13 protein-coding genes and 1 pseudogene are annotated in these 18664 nt (G+C 55.9%); 9 read left to right on the top strand and 5 right to left on the bottom strand.

The window, feature by feature from the left end:
* The first annotated feature begins 185 nt into the window (after nucleotides 1-185).
* Complete coding sequence (ppk1, locus tag AC4OVS_RS06340) at nucleotides 186-2246, top strand: polyphosphate kinase 1 (protein ID WP_006811494.1); 2061 nt, start codon at nucleotides 186-188, stop codon at nucleotides 2244-2246.
* Nucleotides 2247-2249: 3 nt separating this feature from the next.
* Complete coding sequence (gene ppx / locus AC4OVS_RS06335) at nucleotides 2250-3788, top strand: exopolyphosphatase (RefSeq protein ID WP_003860570.1); 1539 nt, start codon at nucleotides 2250-2252, stop codon at nucleotides 3786-3788.
* Here ppx and AC4OVS_RS06330 read toward each other — a convergent pair.
* On the bottom strand, nucleotides 3736-6033 hold the full coding sequence (locus AC4OVS_RS06330; RefSeq protein WP_421767542.1) for an EAL domain-containing protein: 2298 nt from the start codon (nucleotides 6031-6033) through the stop codon (nucleotides 3736-3738). The two genes, ppx and AC4OVS_RS06330, sit on opposite strands and share 53 nt — an antisense overlap.
* 368 nt (nucleotides 6034-6401) lie before the next feature.
* Between AC4OVS_RS06330 and AC4OVS_RS06325 the strand changes: the two genes are divergently transcribed.
* The 3 genes and pseudogenes from AC4OVS_RS06325 to AC4OVS_RS06315 all read left to right on the top strand — a co-directional run bounded on the left by AC4OVS_RS06325 (nucleotide 6402) and on the right by AC4OVS_RS06315 (nucleotide 7952).
* Complete coding sequence (locus AC4OVS_RS06325; protein WP_017383512.1) at nucleotides 6402-6572, top strand: YfgG family protein; 171 nt, start codon at nucleotides 6402-6404, stop codon at nucleotides 6570-6572.
* A 156-nt stretch (nucleotides 6573-6728) separates the two neighbouring features.
* The gene (locus tag AC4OVS_RS06320) at nucleotides 6729-7196 is read left to right on the top strand and encodes a DUF6130 family protein (RefSeq protein ID WP_045308561.1); all 468 of its coding nucleotides are present in this window, start codon (nucleotides 6729-6731) and stop codon (nucleotides 7194-7196) included.
* A 10-nt stretch (nucleotides 7197-7206) separates the two neighbouring features.
* A pseudogene (locus AC4OVS_RS06315) lies at nucleotides 7207-7952 on the top strand (alpha/beta fold hydrolase).
* Nucleotides 7953-8082: 130 nt separating this feature from the next.
* Here the strand turns inward: AC4OVS_RS06315 and AC4OVS_RS06310 are convergent.
* Entirely contained in the window at nucleotides 8083-8919 is an 837-nt protein-coding gene (locus AC4OVS_RS06310; protein ID WP_491922267.1) for a MipA/OmpV family protein, read from the bottom strand.
* A 205-nt stretch (nucleotides 8920-9124) separates the two neighbouring features.
* On the opposite strand from AC4OVS_RS06310, the gene AC4OVS_RS06305 reads away from it, so the two are divergent.
* From AC4OVS_RS06305 to oqxR, 3 genes are all read left to right on the top strand, one after another.
* Nucleotides 9125-9802 carry a response regulator gene (locus tag AC4OVS_RS06305; protein WP_045621477.1) on the top strand — a complete coding sequence of 226 codons (678 nt, stop codon included), beginning with the start codon at nucleotides 9125-9127 and terminating at the stop codon, nucleotides 9800-9802.
* Nucleotides 9802-11190 carry a sensor histidine kinase gene (locus tag AC4OVS_RS06300; protein ID WP_491922266.1) on the top strand — a complete coding sequence of 463 codons (1389 nt, stop codon included), beginning with the start codon at nucleotides 9802-9804 and terminating at the stop codon, nucleotides 11188-11190. Before AC4OVS_RS06305 ends, AC4OVS_RS06300 begins: the two co-directional genes overlap by 1 nt.
* A 167-nt stretch (nucleotides 11191-11357) precedes the next feature.
* Nucleotides 11358-11837: an efflux pump transcriptional repressor OqxR gene (gene oqxR, locus AC4OVS_RS06295; RefSeq protein ID WP_003860591.1), complete on the top strand. Its 480-nt coding sequence runs from the start codon at nucleotides 11358-11360 to the stop codon at nucleotides 11835-11837.
* 66 nt (nucleotides 11838-11903) lie between these two features.
* On the opposite strand, the gene oqxB is transcribed toward oqxR, so the two are convergent.
* Together oqxB and oqxA are read right to left on the bottom strand one after the other, a co-directional pair.
* Complete coding sequence (gene oqxB / locus AC4OVS_RS06290; RefSeq protein WP_023300700.1) at nucleotides 11904-15056, bottom strand: multidrug efflux RND transporter permease subunit OqxB; 3153 nt, start codon at nucleotides 15054-15056, stop codon at nucleotides 11904-11906.
* A gap of 23 nt (nucleotides 15057-15079) precedes the next feature.
* Nucleotides 15080-16255, bottom strand: a complete 1176-nt coding sequence (gene oqxA, locus AC4OVS_RS06285; protein WP_063163661.1) for a multidrug efflux RND transporter periplasmic adaptor subunit OqxA — start codon at nucleotides 16253-16255, stop codon at nucleotides 15080-15082.
* A 334-nt stretch (nucleotides 16256-16589) separates the two neighbouring features.
* On the opposite strand from oqxA, the gene AC4OVS_RS06280 reads away from it, so the two are divergent.
* Nucleotides 16590-16943, top strand: a complete 354-nt coding sequence (locus AC4OVS_RS06280; RefSeq protein WP_006811509.1) for a helix-turn-helix domain-containing protein — start codon at nucleotides 16590-16592, stop codon at nucleotides 16941-16943.
* Between the two features lie 102 nt (nucleotides 16944-17045).
* Here the strand turns inward: AC4OVS_RS06280 and guaA are convergent, their stop codons facing one another.
* Nucleotides 17046-18623 (bottom strand): glutamine-hydrolyzing GMP synthase, encoded by a 1578-nt coding sequence (gene guaA, locus AC4OVS_RS06275; RefSeq protein WP_006811514.1) that lies wholly within the window; start codon nucleotides 18621-18623, stop codon nucleotides 17046-17048.
* Nucleotides 18624-18664 lie beyond the last annotated feature (41 nt).

Below are 18664 nucleotides of genomic sequence, written 5' to 3'. Positions count from 1 at the left end.
CTGCGCTTACCCGACCTACATATTGCATTACCCGATATTCCCTTCTCCAACCCCCTAAAATCCCCAACAAAAAAAATAACTGTCATACTTTTCTGGCACTGTTGGACATATCGTGGAAATGCTCGCCATAATAAGGACGAGACGGATTTACCACGTCCTGTGATTGAACTGGAGTGTGAGCTGTAATGGGTCAGGAAAAGTTATATATCGAGAAAGAGCTAAGCTGGTTAGCATTCAACGAACGTGTACTTCAGGAAGCGGCCGATAAAAGTAACCCGCTGATTGAGCGTATGCGTTTTTTAGGCATCTATTCCAACAATCTGGATGAGTTCTACAAGGTTCGCTTCGCCGAACTGAAACGCCGAATCATCATCAGCGAAGAACAGGGCTTAAACTCCCACTCGCGGCATCTGCTTGGAAAAATCCAGTCTCGCGTCATGAAAGCCGATCAGGAATTTGATGGCCTCTATAACGAGCTGCTGCTGGAAATGGCACGCAACCAAATCTTCCTGATCAACGAACGCCAGCTCTCCGCGAATCAGCAAAACTGGCTGCGCCACTATTTCAAACACTATCTGCGCCAGCATATCACCCCGATTCTGATCAACCGTGAAACCGATCTGGTGCAGTTCCTGAAAGATGATTACACCTATCTGGCGGTAGAAATCATTCGTGGTGAGACCATTAACTACGCGCTGCTGGAAATACCGTCTGATAAAGTCCCGCGCTTTGTAAATCTGCCGCCGGAAACCCCGCGCCGACGTAAGCCGATGATCCTGCTGGATAACATTCTGCGCTACTGTCTGGACGATATCTTCAAAGGTTTCTTCGATTACGACGCGCTCAACGCCTACTCGATGAAGATGACCCGTGACGCCGAGTACGATCTGGTGCATGAGATGGAGGCCAGCCTGATGGAGCTGATGTCTTCCAGCCTCAAGCAGCGCCTGACGGCAGAGCCGGTGCGTTTTGTCTATCAGCGCGATATGCCGGACGCGATGGTGGAGATGCTGCGCGATAAGCTGACCATCTCCCGCTACGACTCCATAATCCCCGGTGGGCGTTACCACAACTTTAAAGATTTCATTGGCTTCCCGAACGTCGGCAAAGCCAATCTGGTAAACAAACCGCTGCCGCGCCTGCGCCATATCTGGTTCGATAAATTCCGCAACGGGTTCGATGCCATCCGCGAGCGGGATGTGCTGCTCTACTATCCGTATCACACCTTTGAACACGTGCTGGAATTGCTGCGTCAGGCCTCGTTCGATCCGAACGTGCTGGCGATTAAAATCAACATTTATCGCGTGGCGAAAGATTCCCGCATCATCGATGCGATGATCCACGCAGCGCACAACGGCAAGAAAGTGACCGTGGTGGTTGAGCTCCAGGCTCGCTTCGACGAAGAGGCCAACATCCACTGGGCGCGCCGACTGACGGAAGCGGGCGTGCACGTCATCTTCTCCGCGCCGGGGCTGAAAATTCACGCCAAGTTGTTCCTGATCTCCCGTAAAGAGGGCGACGATGTGGTGCGCTACGCCCATATCGGTACCGGGAACTTTAACGAGAAAACCGCGCGTATTTACACCGACTATTCACTGCTGACTGCCGATGCCCGCATCACCAACGAAGTGCGTCGGGTGTTCAACTTCATTGAGAACCCGTACCGCCCGGTGAGCTTCGATTATCTGCTGGTGTCACCGCAGAACTCACGGCGCCTGCTGTACGATATGATCGACAAAGAGATTGCCAATGCGCAGAACGGCTTGTCGTCCGGCATCACGCTGAAGCTCAACAATCTGGTGGACAAAGGCCTGGTGGATCGCCTGTATGCGGCCTCCAGCTCCGGCGTTCCGGTAAATCTGCTCATTCGCGGCATGTGCTCGCTCATTCCGGAACTGGAAGGCATCAGCGACAACATCCGCGTGATCAGCATTGTGGATCGCTATCTTGAACACGATCGCGTCTATATTTTCGATAACGCCGGTGATAAGCGCGTATACCTCTCGTCCGCCGACTGGATGACGCGTAACATTGATTACCGTATTGAAGTGGCGGCACCGCTGCTGGATCCTCGCCTGAAGCAGCGTATCCTGGACATTATCGAGATCCTGTTCAGCGATACGGTGAAAGCACGTTATATCGACAAAGAACTCAGTAATCGCTATGTACCGCGCGGCAATCGCCGTAAAGTGCGGTCGCAGCTGGCGATTTACGATTACATCAAATCACTTGAGCAACCCGATTAACCTATGCCAATAAACGATAATACCCCACGCCCGCAGGAGTTCGCTGCGGTCGATCTTGGCTCAAACAGTTTCCATATGGTCATCGCCCGCGAGGTGGATGGCGCGATGCAGATCATCGGTCGTCTGAAGCAGCGCGTGCATCTGGCCGATGGGCTCGACGCGCGTAACATGCTGAGCGAAGAGGCAATGGAGCGCGGGCTTAACTGCCTGTCGCTGTTCGCAGAACGTCTGCAAGGCTTTTCGCCGTCCAGCGTCTGCATCGTCGGGACGCATACGCTACGCCAGGCGCTGAACGCGCCGGAATTTCTTAAGCGCGCGGAAAAGGTTATCCCCTACCCGATTGAGATCATCTCCGGTAACGAAGAAGCGCGCCTGATTTTTATGGGCGTGGAGCATACGCAGCCGGAAAAAGGCCGCAAGCTGGTGATTGATATCGGCGGAGGCTCAACCGAACTGGTGATTGGCGAAGATTTCGAGCCGCGTCTGGTTGAAAGCCGCCGTATGGGCTGCGTCAGCTTCGCGCAAATGTATTTTCCGGGCGGCGTCATCACCCGCGAAAACTTCCAGCGCGCGCGCATGGCCGCCGTGCAAAAACTGGAAAATCTGGCCTGGCAGTATCGTATTCAGGGCTGGAACGTGGCGCTGGGCGCATCGGGGTCGATTAAAGCGGCCCATGAAGTGCTGCTGGCGATGGGTGAAAAGGACGGGTTTATTACGCCTGAGCGCCTGGTGAAACTCACCGAAGAGGTGCTTAAGCACAAGAGCTTCGACGCCCTGAGTCTGCCGGGCTTGTCCGACGAGCGTAAAGCGGTGTTCGTACCGGGGCTGGCGATCCTCTGCGGCGTGTTTGACGCGCTGGCGATCAAAGAGCTGCGCCTCTCTGACGGCGCCCTGCGCGAAGGTGTGCTGTATGAGATGGAAGGCCGTTTCCGTCATCAGGATATTCGCAGCCGCACCGCGCAGAGCCTTGCCAACCAGTACAATATCGACCGCGAACAGGCGAAACGGGTGCTGGAAACCACGGTTCAGATGTACGAGCAGTGGGAGGAGCAGAATCCAAAGCTGGCGCATCCGCAGCTGGCCGCGCTGTTAAAATGGGCCGCGATGCTGCATGAGGTGGGGCTGAACATTAACCACAGCGGAATGCATCGTCATTCAGCCTATATTCTGCAAAATAGCGATCTGCCTGGCTTCAACCAGGAGCAGCAAACCATGATGGCGACGCTGGTGCGCTATCACCGCAAAGCCATCAAGCTCGACGATCTGCCGCGCTTTACGCTATTTAAGAAAAAGCAGTTCCTGCCACTCATTCAGCTTCTGCGCCTGGGCGTGCTGCTCAATAATCAGCGACAGGCGACCACCACGCCGCCGACACTGAAGCTTAAAACGGATGACTATCACTGGACGCTGAGCTTCCCGCACGACTGGTTTAGCCAGAACGCGCTGGTGCTGCTGGATCTGGAAAAAGAGCAACAGTACTGGGAAGCGGTCACCGGCTGGCTGTTGAAGATTGAAGAAGAGAGTTCTGAGGCGGCAGCGTAACGGCTAAGGCGTTCTCCTGAGAAGGCTGTGTTTCGAGCAACGTATCAAGCTCAACTGGCAATCCAATCAAGTAGCCCTGCACATAATCGATACCTAGCGCGTGCACCGCGCTACGTATCTCTTCTGTTTCCACACATTCCGCCACCACCAGCATTTTCTTCATCCGGGCCAGATGGCAAATGGATGCCACGATCTGGTAATCCAGACTGTTGCTGACAATATTGCGAATAAAGCCGCCGTCGATTTTGAGAATGTCGGCGTCCACGCTTTTTAACCGCGCATAGCTGGCGTAGCCGGTGCCAAAATCATCAATGGCGATCCGTATTCCCATTTTTTGCAATTGCCTGAGGGTGGATGCCGCCAGATCCGCATGACCAAAGGCGCTACTTTCGGTCACTTCAAAGATCAGCTGCCATGCTTCAACGGCATATCTGGCTAACAGGCGGCTCACTTCAAGCGGGAACTGCGCCCGGTAGACGGTAGAAGGTGCGAGGTTGATGGCAAAGCGCTGGCCCGGCAAACGCTGGCGGTGCTGTGCCAGGAAACTCAACGTACGCTCCAGTACCCATAAATCGACACGCGACGATAAACCAAACTCCTGTGCTATGGGCAGGAACTGCTCGGGAAAGATCAGCGCCCCGTTATCATCACGCATTCGCAGCAGCACTTCGTGGTAATGATCGCCGCGCAGGCCGCGAACGGGCTGAACTAACAGGCTAAAAGCGTTCTGCTCCAGCGCTGTCTGCAAACGGCTCATCATCGCCACCTTATCTTTCAGGCTACGCTGCAAGTGAACAGCCCCGCGCTGCTGAAGATTTTCCGGGTGATTCGTTGAGAGGGAGAGGTCAGCCACGATGCCCAGTTCCCCCAGCACCAGATAGAGGTGATTGACGGGTGAGCGTACATAGCAGTAGCTCACGCCAACCTGAGGCTGCACCGGCATACCATCCCAGATAAAAACAAACTGCTTAATATGCTCGTCCAGCGTCTCAATGCGCTGTTGATGCGACTCCGCCTCCAGTCGCACCGCCATGTCATATCCGGTGAGGTGATAGACTTGCTCTTTTGGCTGAAGGGTGCCATTTATCCATTGCGCCAGCTGCTGCTTATACTGGATCCGTAGCAGTACGCCGTAATTACGCCCCAGCACTTCCAGTTCGGGCACGCGCAGTAAACAGAGCGCCGACCAGGGGTTACTGGCCAGCTCTCGCGACAGCGCCCGCAGGTTGGGCATATGCACCACCGGATCGAGAAAAGCCTGACTGCGGGAGCGAATATTGATGGTCCGTTGACGTGTCGCCAGCATCGACATGTACGTCACAACGAAGGAAAAGACCAGATAGCTGGATGAGGTGATCGCCAGCTGAATGCCATAACCCCCCTGCACCGGAATGTAGTGATAAAAAAAGTGAATCGATACCAGCAGGACCGGCGTCCAGATGATTGACATCAGCTTGTAGCCAAAGCGCATCGCCCCCCAGAGCATCACGGGCATCAGCAGTGACAACGTGTAGTTGGTGCTGAAAATGGAACTGTTTTCATTCATGGGCAGCAGCAGCATAGCCAGCAACCCTCCCAGAGCTAAAAACCACACCACAAACTCAACGGCCGTCACCTTTTTGTCTATTTGCGTGCGGAGCTGGGACATCAGTCCCTTGAAATAGCGCGGATGACGTATCAGGCGGATCAGCAGGTAGCTTAGCGGCACACCCGTCAGCCCGCTCACCAGCAGCCCCTGATAGTTAATAAGGGTCCGAATATTGAGGGGATTCAATCCTGCAAGGCTCTGGCGGCTCTCATAGACCCCGAGATAAACCGCAAACTGAAATAGCACCAGAAAAAGCGTTGCCGGGCAAAACACCTGCCAGAAGATACGTTGCCCCATCAGGCGTATGTCACCGTAAGCGGTCATATTGCGTCGGGGCGCAAACACGCGGTAACCGCCCCAGCTGAGCACCAGGGGGACGATAAAATGTAGAATGCCGGTCACGGTTTCAAACAGCCCAACGGACGGGTAATAACGTAAAAACAGCGACACCACCACTCCGGGAAGGGCTTCCAGGCCAAAGAACAACATCAGCGTCAGCAGAAAGGAGAGCGGGAGATAATAGAGCGCAACGATACCGTCGCCCAGCTGCGTTAAGGTATTAGCCACACTAAGCACCGGGAGTAACACGACGGGTAATATAAGAGGAAGTGCCCACCAGCGGTCTTTATTTTGCTTCAGGATGTGGTGAATATTCATAGATGCTCGTTTACAACCCTTGCGCTCCAGAGGGTAAATGAAGACAGGCATCCAACCTGACGTACACGATGCCCGGAAAATTCCTGGCAAGCACAGTGGAGGTGGGATTTTAAATATCAACGACGAGATGCCGTTGACCTAAATCAAATTAATTTATCTGAATAAACATTTCTTACGTTTTATTTGAATATTTTTCCTGTAATTATCAATGCGATAAATAAAAGCGTTGTTTTTAATAACATAAATTAATGTAAGCATTGACGGTATTTTACATTTCGCTGAATTGACCCCGACTTGCGGCTGTGCCTTAATAGCCGTATCGCCCAAAAGGGTATACTCAGGAAAAGAAAGTGAGTCAGGCTACGCGTATGCGAAAACGACATCGATTTAACACCCGGATGACCCGCATCATACTGCTCATCAGTTTCCTGTTTTTCTTTGGCCGCTTTGTTTATTCCTCCATTGGCGCCTGGTATCACCATCAGGACAAAATTCAGTCGCAGCAATCAGGTCTTGTAGTGGATTCGCCCGAGCGCTAAAGCGTGTTCGCTCCAGGCAGACAAACTGTATCGCACTGTATCCCGAGCGCTACGCTGACAAACAGGTACAAAACACCCGCAAAAGCAAACATCCCCGATACATAAAAATGGTCTTCTGTGTCCCTCGCCATAATAAACTGATGAGGAGAGCCACAGATGATTCGTCGATATTTCCTGCTTCCTGTATTTGCGCTGACGTCCTTTGCTGGCGCACTGGCCGCACCGTTGGATGGCCTGAGCGCCGGTGATGTTAATGGCCCGGCCGCCGTAGCGCCGCAGGAAAAACCCCAGCCGCCAGCAAAACTGATCGTCGACCCACCGCTGGCGGGACCGCTGAGTAAAGGTGCGGTCTTTATTCAGTACCGCGTCGAAAACCTGCGCATTGAACCTGTATTTGGACCCGACGCGCTGAAAGTCACTCCGCGTATCGGCCATATTCACGTAGTGGTGGATGACGCGCCCTGGCACTGGGCTGATACCAGCGGCGAGCCGGTGATCCTGGTCGGGCTGCCCGCCGGGAAACACAAGGTAACCATCATCGTTGCCGACCCGACGCATAAGCCCATCGACCATAAAACCGTTGAATTCACCGTACCGCCCCACGCGGCGGTTCATCACTTTTAAGGAGCCTGTTATGAAAGCATTGTCTGTATTAACAGCGGCGCTGCTGGCGGTTTCCACCAGCGCGCTGGCAGAGACGAAAGCCAGCGTGGTGCTGGTGCACGGGGCGTTTGCCGACAGGAGCAGCTGGAATAAGGTGATCACCCGGCTGCAAAAACACCATACCGAGGTCATTGCGGTACAACTTCCGCTCACGTCTCTGAAAGATGATGTCGCCGCCACGCAGCGTGCTATTGCCCGGGCTCATGGGGATGTGGTGCTGGTCGGTCACTCCTGGGGCGGGACGGTAATCAGCGAGGCGGGAAACAATGCCCGCTGAAGTCACTGGTTTACGTTGCCGCTTTTGCGCCGGATTCCGGCCAGTCGACGGCAGAACTGGCAAATAGCTTCCCTGATCCGCCAGGGAGCGCCAGCCTCGCTAAAACGGCAGAGGGGTATTTATATCTGCCGACAAAAGCGGTCAGCGAGAATTTTGCCCCTGACGTGAAGGACGTTGAGCGCAGCGTGATTGCCGCGACGCAGAGCCCCATTAAGGCCAATGCGTTTGGGGAGAAAGTCGCGCATGCCGCCTGGCATGACAAACCGAGCTGGTATGTGGTCAGCAAAAATGACCGGATGATCAATCCTGAGCTTGAGCGCGCAATGGCGAAGAAAATCAACGCCAACACCACGGAGGTTGCGGCAAGCCATGTATCGATGGTCAGCCAGCCGGACGTTGTTACCCGTACGATTGAACAGGCGTTATCGGGACAACAGTGATAAAAAAAGCCCGCATGATGAACGGTCCGACTTCGGGCCACGCCATCCTGCGGGCTTTATGTACTTCCGGCTCCTGTAACGGGGTTATGTGCGGTTTTGTCACAAACGCGCCTTCGCCCTCACTGAACCATCAGAAGCTATACGTCACCTTCAAACTTCCCACAGGAGACGTTTTTCGCTGAACAATGGGGCTATCGCCCGCCTCTCCCGTCAGCTGCATAACGCCAGCAGCAGCAAGCAGGCTCCAGCGGGAGGTGAGCTTATGGGTCCAGTCCAGGTTCAGCGAATAGGCGTATATGCCCGATCCGGCATCATGTCGGGCAAATCCCGATGCGGCCGACTGGGCGGCGCTGACCCCGTAGTACGTTTGCATGTACTTGCTGGATCCCCAGCTGCCGGTCAGCGCCAGCGTCACCGAGTTTTCAGGAGAGGTGTAGAGCGGGCTGGCAATGCCAAAGTGCACAGCCTCACCGTTGTCTCTTTCCGAAACCGGGACCTCAGCCTGCAGCTGCACGTTAAGCCAGTCAGTTATCCTGTACCCCAGCCCCGGCACAACGACGGCCGAGCCTTTGATGTCACCCATCCCCCGCAGGTAGTCGCTGCCGGAGGCGATTGAATCGCTGCTTACGTCGCGATCCTTACGTCCTGCGCGATAGCTCAGCGCAGCGCTGTAATCCAGGTTGCCAACGCGGTTGCCGTAGCCGAGCCCGCGGGTGGTACTGATAAAGAACCCATTTGCCATCGCGTAATCAACCACCTGAGCCGCAGTAACGCGGCTCTTATCCGAACCGGAATAGCGTGGCGCAACATCCACGCCGCCCCCCAGGGTTAACACGTTGCCCTGGCGCTGCCCGGCCGCCAGCGCCGGGGTAGCCAGTAACGCCAGGACGGCCCCCGACAGGATGCTTTTCACGCTGCGACCGATGAGTGAACGGGGGAACCTGTGACGCAGTTTGCAGTTTCTCATTAAAGAAGCCCTTTTGGATTCAGATGGTTACGATTCAGGCGGTGTTAAACGCCAGCGCGCTCATTCTGAATACCCTCCCTAAGGTTCTTATGAGCCGAAAATGAAGAAACGCTGAAGCACGTGCTGGTTATGTAAAGCTAAATGATTTCCTGATACCGTTTTTTTCTTAAGCTGTTCTTCATCCACTGCTGATACCGTTACCTTTGTGAAAATTCTACTAATTGAAGACGACCTGGATCTCGGCAACGGCGTACGTTTCGCCCTTGCAGATCAAGGATTTGATGTCATATGGGTACGCCGGAAAGAGGATGCGCTGCATCAGCTTGAGCTCTGCGTGCCGGAACTTATTCTGCTCGACCTGGGGCTGCCCGATGGCGATGGCATGAGCCTGATGACGCGCCTGCGTCAGCAACTCCGGGGGATGCCCGTCATTATCCTGACGGCGCGAGGCACGCTGCAGGACCGCCTGTGCGGGCTGGACGCGGGCGCGGACGATTATCTGGTCAAACCTTTTGTTCTCGCCGAGCTGCTGGCACGCGTGAGAGCCCTTGCGCGACGCAGTTACGGTTTTGAAAATGAGGCAATAGAAATTCGCGGTTTGTCGCTTCATATTCCGACGCGTCGCGTAACGGTGAGCGCACGCCACGTTGAGCTGACGGCAAGCGAATATGCGCTGCTTGAAACGTTAATGCTGCGCGCCGATCGCGTGCTTACGCGGCGGTATCTGGAAGAGAGGATATTCGGCACGAAAGAAAATCTCAGCAACGCGCTCGACGTGCATATGGGTAACCTGCGGCGAAAAATTGGCGATGGCTTTGTGCGAACGGTGCGGGGCGTAGGGTACGTCATTGATACCGTACCGGTTCAGAAGGCGGCAGGTTGATGCGTAATTTTTGGTACCGCCTCAGGCTCCCTACGCTGGTCAGGCGAATGCTGGTCGCCCAGATGCTGCTGCTTACGTTGCTCTGGTGTTTCTTTTTAACCTTCATTTTGCTGGAGGACCTGCGCAGCCCTCCAATACTCACGGGCAGTGAGACTTACGAAACCCTCTTTTCCCTGGTTGAGAGCATGGAGGATAGGCCGCAGGCGCGTAATGAGGTGCTGGCCGCGTTCAGCAAGGCGCTGCGGGAGGGGTATGGCGGCGGTGAAGATCCGGAACTCGCTATCAACCTGATCGTTCGCAAGCATAATGAGATTATTTTTTCTTCGCGTGGCGCGCCAACGGAGGTGAAAAATAGCCGCCTGGGGGAAATGCAGCGCGTCCGGACCGGAGACCACACCTGGACGAGCCGCACGCTCAAATCTGCGCGCTCCGACTTGGAGGTCACCCTTTTCACCCCGGCCGGCAGCTGGAATTTCTTTATCTACCTGAACTCGCGCGGCTATTACGTCATGCCGCTGCTGGTATGCATCCCTTTTCTTCTGTTTCCCGCGTGGCTGTCAATCCGCATCGCGATGCGCCCCTGGAACAGGGTAGTGAATGAAATTTCATTGCGCACGCCAGACGATCTCTCTCCCTTAAAAGCCGTTCCCAGGCACAGGGAGCTGCGCCAGACGGTGGACGCGATTAATGACTTTCTCGCCAGGGTGCGGGAAAGCGCCGAAAGGGAAAGGGTGTTTATTGCCGATGCCGCGCACGAGCTGCGTACGCCGCTGGCCGCGATGCGAATCAACGTCGAGGCGCTGCAGTCCTGGGTCATCAGCGAAAGCCAGCAGGAGCTGCTTGCAGGCATTGTTCGCAGCAATAGCCGTGCTGCTCGTCTCGTCAATCAGCTTCTGCTGATGAAGCACAGCGAAGCGCACATCGACACGGTAATGGAGCCTGTGCCGCTGACAACGCTTATTCAGGAGCGAATGGCCGCACTGGAGCCGCTGGCATCGGCACGCGGGATTGAGTTTGAATTCTTCGCCGACGATGAAATCCATGTCGCAGGCATTCGGGAACGTATGGTGTCGCTGATCGACAATTTAATTGAGAATGCCGTGAAGTACAGCCCTGAGGGTGGACGCATTGAGGTACAACTGCAATCGCGTGATAAGTCCGCTCAACTGCGCGTCTCAGACGCGGGCCCCGGTATCCCGGTTGAACTGCGGGAGCGCGGGTTCGACAGATTTTTCCGCGATCCTAATCAGACCCAAAGCGGGAGTGGACTGGGGCTTGCCATCGTCAAAGCCGTTACGCAGCAACACAACGGCAGGGTCAATCTGAGTACGTCAGCCGAAGGTGGTCTTATGGTGACCGTTGATTTCCCGAATCCGTCGTTCGCATGAACGTAAACCCGGCGCTACACGTCCTGACATGTGTCAGCGCAGCGTTACTTCACGTATGCCGCAGATTGCTTCAATAAAATTACCGTATTTGTTATATTGTTACTTACTGATTATTCACCTCTGCGGTGCCAAAAAGAACAAGATTCACCGCAACCCAGGACAGAAAAATGTTAGATTACCGCTTCCCGACAGCTTTGCAGATGGTTCTCAGCGTAGCGATGGCGGAGCAATCGGGTGAACGTTCGACGAGTGCAATCCTGGCTTACGGCCTGGAAGCGAATCCGAGCTTTATCCGCAAATTAATGGTTCCTCTCGCCCGGGACGGCATTATCGTCTCCACGCTTGGCCGCAACGGCTCTATTCACCTTGGCCGCCCGGCTGAAGAGATCACCCTGCGTGATATCTACCTTTCCGTCACTGAAGATAAAAAGCTGTGGGCGTCCCGTCCTGACGTCCCGGCCCGCTGTGTGGTCAGCGCCAACGCCTGCTGGTACTTCAAATCAATCGCTGATGAAGCGGAGCAGGCTTCGTTAGCGGTTTTAGCGCGCCATACCGTCGCCAGCGCGCTGGAAGAGGTGAAAAAAGCCGATACCAGCGGGTGCGATCCGGTGCCGGAACTCTGTACGCAGCATAAAAAAGCGCCTTAATCCTGACGGATTGCGAAAAAAAAGCCGCCTTCACAGTGAAGGCGGCTTTTTGTTATCTGCTACGTCCTACGCAGGCAACACCTCTCTTTCCGCTTTGCCGCGCGTCACGAACTTACGCAGCGTCACGTAAAAGACCGGCGTCAGGAACAGACCAAACAGCGTCACGCCCAGCATCCCGGAGAAGACGGTGATCCCGGTGACGCCGCGGACTTCTGCCCCTGCCCCGTGACCAAGGATCAGTGGAATGGTCCCGGCAATAAAGGCGATAGAGGTCATTACAATCGGGCGTAAACGCAGGCGGCACGCCTCCAGCGCAGCCTCCATGATGCCTTTGCCCTGAATTTCCAGCTCGCGGGCAAACTCCACGATAAGTATCGCGTTTTTACAGGCCAGCCCCATCAGCACGACCAGCCCCACCTGCACGAAGACGTTGTTATCGCCCCCGGTCAGCCAGACGCCGAACAGCGCGGAGAGCATCGTCATCGGCACGATAAGGATCACCGCCAGCGGCAGCGTCCAGCTTTCATACAGCGCCGCCAGCACCAGGAACGCCAGCAGCACCGCGACCGGGAAGACGATCAGCGCCGTATTGCCCTGGGTGGCCTGCTGGAAACTCAGGTCCGTCCATTCAATATTCATCCCGTTCGGCAGGATCTGCTTAGACATGGCGTCCAGCTGCGTCATCGCCTGCGCGGAAGAGAGCACGCGCGGGTCAGCATCACCAATAAGATCCGCCGCCGGGTAACCATTATAGCGGATCACCGGGTCCGGCCCGTAGGTGGTCGTGATTTTCACCATACTGCCAATCGGCACCATTTCGCCCTGGTCATTGCGTGTGCGTAAATTCGCGATATCTTCCACGCTGTCGCGGAACTGCCCGTCGGCCTGTGCCATTACGCGCCAGGTCCGTCCAAACTGGTTAAAGTCGTTTACATATGACGAGCCCAGATAAGTTTGCAGCGTGCCGAAAAGATCGGTAAGCGATACGCCCTGCGCTTTCGCTTTATCACGGTCAACCTGCACATCCAGCTGCGGAACGTTAGCCTGGTAGGTTGAGATGGGGAAATGCATACCCGGCGTCTGCATAATCGCCCCGGACATGGTGTTCACCGCGTTTTGCAGCGCGCCATAGCCCAGACCAGCACGGTCCTGAATGTACAGCGAATAACCGGACCCTTGACCCAGCCCTAAAATCGGCGGCGGCAGAATCGAGAAGCCAAAGCCCTGCTGGATTTGCGCGATTTTCGCATTGATCTCCGCGTTAATTTCCGCCGCAGTATGTTTACGCTGGTCGAACGGCTTCAGGCCAAAGAAGACCGTCCCGGTGTTCGGCGTATTGGTGAACTGGAGCGCGTTCAGGCCAGGAAACGCGACCGCATAATCCACACCTTCGGTATTCATCCCGATCTCGCTCATTTTGCGGATCACCGCATCGGTACGCGCCAGCGACGAGCCTTCCGGCATTTTCACGCCGCCGATCAGGTACAGCTTATCCTGCGTCGGAATAAACCCGCCGGGTACGACTTTAAACATCACACCCGCGGCACAAAGCAGCAGCAAATAAACCGCAAACACTGCACCGCGTCGGCCAAGCGTTTTCCCTACCAGTCCCTGATAGCCGGTCGAGCTGCGATGGAAAAAGCGGTTAAACGGACGGAAAATCCAGCCGAACAGACGATCGATAAGCCGGGTCGGGAAATCTTTCGGGGCACCATGCGGCTTCAACAGCAGCGCGGCCAGCGCCGGAGAAAGCGTCAGCGAGTTGATCGCGGAGATCACCGTGGAAATGGCTATCGTTACCGCAAACTGTTTGTAGAACTGGCCGGTCACGCCAGAGAGGAACGCCATCGGCACAAACACTGCACACAGCACCAGCGCAATGGCGATAATCGGCCCGGACACTTCACGCATCGCCTGATGCGCCGCCGCAAGCGGGGCGAGCCCCTCTTCGATATTTCGCTCGACGTTCTCCACCACCACGATGGCATCATCCACCACGATACCGATGGCCAGCACCAGCCCGAACAGGCTCAGGGTATTCAGCGAGAAGCCCAGCAGGTAAAGAATGCTGAAGGTACCCACCACCGATACCGGCACCGCGATCAGCGGGATGATCGACGCGCGCCAGGTTTGCAGGAACAGGATCACCACCAGCACGACCAGCACCACCGCTTCCAGCAGCGTTTGTACAACCGCACGGATCGAGTCGCGCACAAATACCGTTGGGTCGTAAGGTGCCGCCCACTTCATATCGTCCGGGAATCGCGTGGACAGTTCGTCCATTTTGGCGCGCACCGCGTTAGACAGATCGATGGCGTTTGCCCCCGGCGACTGGAAGATACCAATCCCGACCGCGTCTTTATTGTTCAGCTGGGAGCGCAGCGCATAGCTGCCGGAACCCATCTCTATGCGCGCCACGTCGCGCAGGCGGACGACCGTACCGTCCTGCGTTGTTTTCAGGACAATATTGCCAAACTCTTCTTCGGTATGCAGACGGCCCTGGGCGTTAATGGAGATCAGGAAATCGCTCTCTTTCGGCAGCGGCTCGGCGCCAAGCTGCCCGGCGGATACCTGTACGTTTTGCTCCTGCATCGCCGTCACCACGTCCGAGGCCGTCAGTCCGCGCGCGGCCACTTTATTTGGGTCCAGCCAGACGCGCATCGCGTATTCACCCGAGCCGAAAATCTGGATCTGACCCACGCCGGGCAGACGCGCCAGCTCGTCCTTCACCTTCAGCGTGGCGTAGTTACGCATATACAGTGAATCGTACTTACCGCCAGGCGAAAAGAGATGCACCACCAGCGTCAGCGTTGGCGACTGTTTCTGAGTCGTGATGCCCAGACGCCGAACGTCTTCCGGCAGACGCGCCTCGGCCTGTGCAACGCGGTTTTGCACCTGTACCTGCGCCTGATCCGGGTCGGTACCCGGACGGAAGGTGACGGTAGTCACCAGCACGCCGTCGGAGCCCGCGACGGATTTCATGTACATCATGTTTTCAACGCCGTTGATCGCCTCTTCCAGCGGCGTCGCCACGGTTTCGGCAATCACTTTCGGGTTGGCGCCCGGGTACTCGGCGCGCACCTGCACGCTTGGCGGCACGACATCAGGATATTCGCTCACCGGCAGCAGCGGGATGGCGATTAATCCTGTGATAAAAATCAGAATCGACAGTACGGCGGCAAAAATCGGCCTGTCGATGAAAAAACGGGAAAAGTCCATGGATTGGATTCTCAGGTAAGGGATCAGTTGAGGGCGGCGCTGGCGGTCATGGCAACGGTTTTCGCGTTAACCGGCATACCCGGCATAAACACTTTTTGTAAACCATCGACGATGACTTTATCCCCGGGTTTCAGCCCCTGCTGTACGATACGTAAACCGTCGGCCAGACGCCCCGGCGTAATATCGCGGCGCTGCGCTTTCCCGTCTTTATCAACGACATAAACATACTTACGATCCTGATCGGTCAGCACCGCCTTATCGTCAACAAGCGTGGCTTTAAATTCCGCACTGCCCGGCAGGCGCACGCGTGCGAAGAGTCCCGGCGTGAACTGACGCTGTGAGTTATCCAGCAGCGCGCGCATGCGGATTGTACCGGTACTCGGCGTGAGCTGGTTATCAAGGAAATCCACTTTGCCCTGATGGGGATAGCCCTCCTCACCCGTCAGACCAATCTCCACTGGCAGCGCCGTGTGGTGACTGGACGCCCCCTGCCCGCTGCGGGCCAGGTTCTGATAGTGAAGATAGGTGGACTCGTCCACGTCGAAGTAGACGTAAACCGTCTTCTGTGAGACCAGGGTGGTGAGCACGCTGGCGCTGTCACCCGCAGTCACCAGGTTACCGCTGGTGATCAGCGCCCGGCTGGCGCGACCGTCGATAGGCGCGGTCACTTTGGTGAAGTCGAGGTTGAGCTGCGCGGCATCAACCTCCGCCTGCGCCGCGCGAATATCGGCCTGTGCCTGGGTAGCAGCGGAACGGCGCTGCTCCCACTCTTCACGGGATACCACGTTGGTATTGACTAATTTATCGGTACGGTTAGCCTCGCTTCGCGCCAGGCTGGCCTGCGTTTTGGCTCTCGCCAGGTTCGCCTGCGCCTGTTCCAGCGCCGCGCGATAGGTTCGGTCATCAATCGTGAACAGCACCTCGCCCTTTTTCACCTCCTGGCCGTCGGTGTAATTCACTTTATCAATGTAGCCGGAGACGCGTGGGCGCAGCTGAACGCTTTCCACCGCTTCAATGCGACCGTTAAAGCTGTCCCACTGGCTAATGGATTTCACCACCACGTCAGCTGCGCTGACGACGGGCGCTTGCGGTGCAGCATTTTGCGCGACGCTGTCATCGCACCCGACGAGAAGCGCGGAGAGTAAAACCACCCCCGTCGCGCTCAGATGAAAGTAACCCCAGGTTTTTTGCAGGCTCATTATTTTTATTCCGGTTATTGTAGCCGCCGGGCAAGACGCAGCGGGAGGCGCCGCGCCACTTCCTTTGTCCGGTCTGGCTTAAGGCCATTTGTGTCGTTCATCGCCACAAAACTGTAACAGTTGCGAATACACTATCTCGGCGATTGTAGGAAGGCGCTTAATTAAGTGCAAGAATAATTGTTGCACTTTATGTGCTATTTGCGGCGAAGGTAAATCACGGGTTTTGAGAAGGGATTTAAATGTAACAATAAAACTTGCAATTAATATCAAAACGGGCCACCTTTAAGTGCAACAAACAAAGATGCTTTTAATGCGTGGCGTAGGGGGAAGCAAGATGAACACGGGTGCATTCATTCACGATTTGCTCGACTGGATCGACAACAACCTTGATAGCCGCCTGGACATTGAAACCGTCTCCAGGCGAGCCGGCTATTCGAAATGGCATCTCCAGCGGATCTTCAAAGAACATACCGGCTCCCCTCTCGCTGAATATATTCGCGCGCAAAAGCTGCAAAAATCAGTTGAGCGCTTAGCCCAAAGCGATGAACCGATTCTGAACGTGGCGATCGCGCTGGGCTTTGACTCTCAGCAGTCCTTCAACCGCAGCTTTAAGCGTCAGTATGGTCAGGCGCCAGGGGCATGGCGACGCAGTATCGGCTGCCGTGGATCCCGGCAGATGAGCCAATAATTCACGTCCCGTTCGGATATCAGTTACAAAAGAAAAACCCTCTGTAAACAGAGGGTTTTATCAGTCTTACCTGCTTATAACTTCGCAGGAAAGGTTATGGGCTTACTCCCACTCGATCGTCGCCGGTGGCTTGCCGCTGATGTCATACACCACGCGGGAAATGCCGTTCACTTCGTTGATGATGCGATTAGACACGCGGCCTAAGAAGTCATACGGCAGGTGCGCCCAGTGCGCGGTCATGAAGTCGATGGTTTCAACCGCACGCAGGGAGACAACCCAGTCGTACTTGCGGCCATCGCCCATCACGCCGACGGAGCGAACCGGCAGGAACACGGTGAACGCCTGGCTAACCTTGTTGTACAGGTCAGCCTTGTGCAGCTCTTCAATGAAGATCGCGTCCGCGCGACGCAGCAGGTCGCAGTACTCTTTCTTCACTTCGCCCAGCACGCGTACGCCGAGGCCCGGGCCCGGGAACGGGTGACGGTAGAGCATGTCGTACGGCAGACCCAGTTCCAGACCAATCTTGCGCACTTCGTCTTTGAACAGCTCGCGCAGCGGCTCAACCAGGCCCATCTTCATCTCTTTCGGCAGGCCGCCCACGTTGTGGTGAGATTTGATGACGTGTGCTTTACCGGTTGCGGAGGCGGCGGATTCGATCACGTCAGGGTAGATAGTGCCCTGCGCCAGCCATTTCACGTCTTCCAGCTTCAGCGCTTCTTCGTCGAACACTTCCACGAATACGCGGCCGATGATTTTACGTTTCGCTTCCGGATCGTTCTCGCCTTTCAGCGCGTCCAGGAAGCGCTGTTCGCCTTCCACGTGAACGATGTTCAGACCGAAGTGGTCGCCGAACATGTCCATGACCTGCTGGGCTTCGTTCAGACGCAGCAGGCCGTTGTCCACGAAGACGCAGGTCAGGTTTTTGCCGATGGCGCGGTGCAGCAGCATCGCGGTCACGGAGGAATCCACGCCGCCGGAGAGGCCGAGGATCACTTTGTCATCACCAACCTGCTGGCGGATACGCTCCACGGCGTCGTCGATGATTTTTGCCGGGGTCCACAGGGCTTCACACTGGCAGATATCACGCACGAAGCGCTCCAGCATGCGCATACCCTGACGGGTGTGAGTCACTTCCGGGTGGAACTGCACGCCGTAGAAGCGTTTTTCTTCGTTCGCCATAATCGCGAACGGGCAGCTTTCGGTGCTGGCTACGGTCACGAAGTCCGACGGGATAGCGGTGACTTTGTCGCCGTGGCTCATCCACACGTCCAGCAGCGGTTTGCCGTCTGCGGTCAGGGAGTCTTCGATACCGCGCACCAGCGCGCTGTCGGTGACGACTTCAACCTGCGCGTAGCCGAACTCACGCTCGTTAGAGCCTTCTACGTGGCCGCCCAGCTGCATCGCCATAGTCTGCATGCCGTAGCACACGCCGAACACCGGTACGCCAGCTTCGAATACGTACTGCGGCGCGCGTGGGCTGTTCTCTTCGGTGGTGCTCTCCGGGCCGCCGGACAGGATGATGCCGCTTGGATTGAACTCGCGAATCTGTGCTTCCGTAACATCCCACGCCCACAGTTCACAGTAAACGCCCAGCTCACGCACGCGACGCGCCACCAGTTGAGTGTACTGAGAACCAAAATCGAGGATGAGGATGCGATGTTTATGAATGTTTTCCGTCATTGACGCTAATTCCGAGGCAAGTGAAACAGATTAAATAAATC

The sequence above is a fragment of the Enterobacter sp. 4974935 genome (genome assembly GCF_058661735.1).
This window is presented reverse-complemented; position numbering and strand designations above follow the sequence as displayed.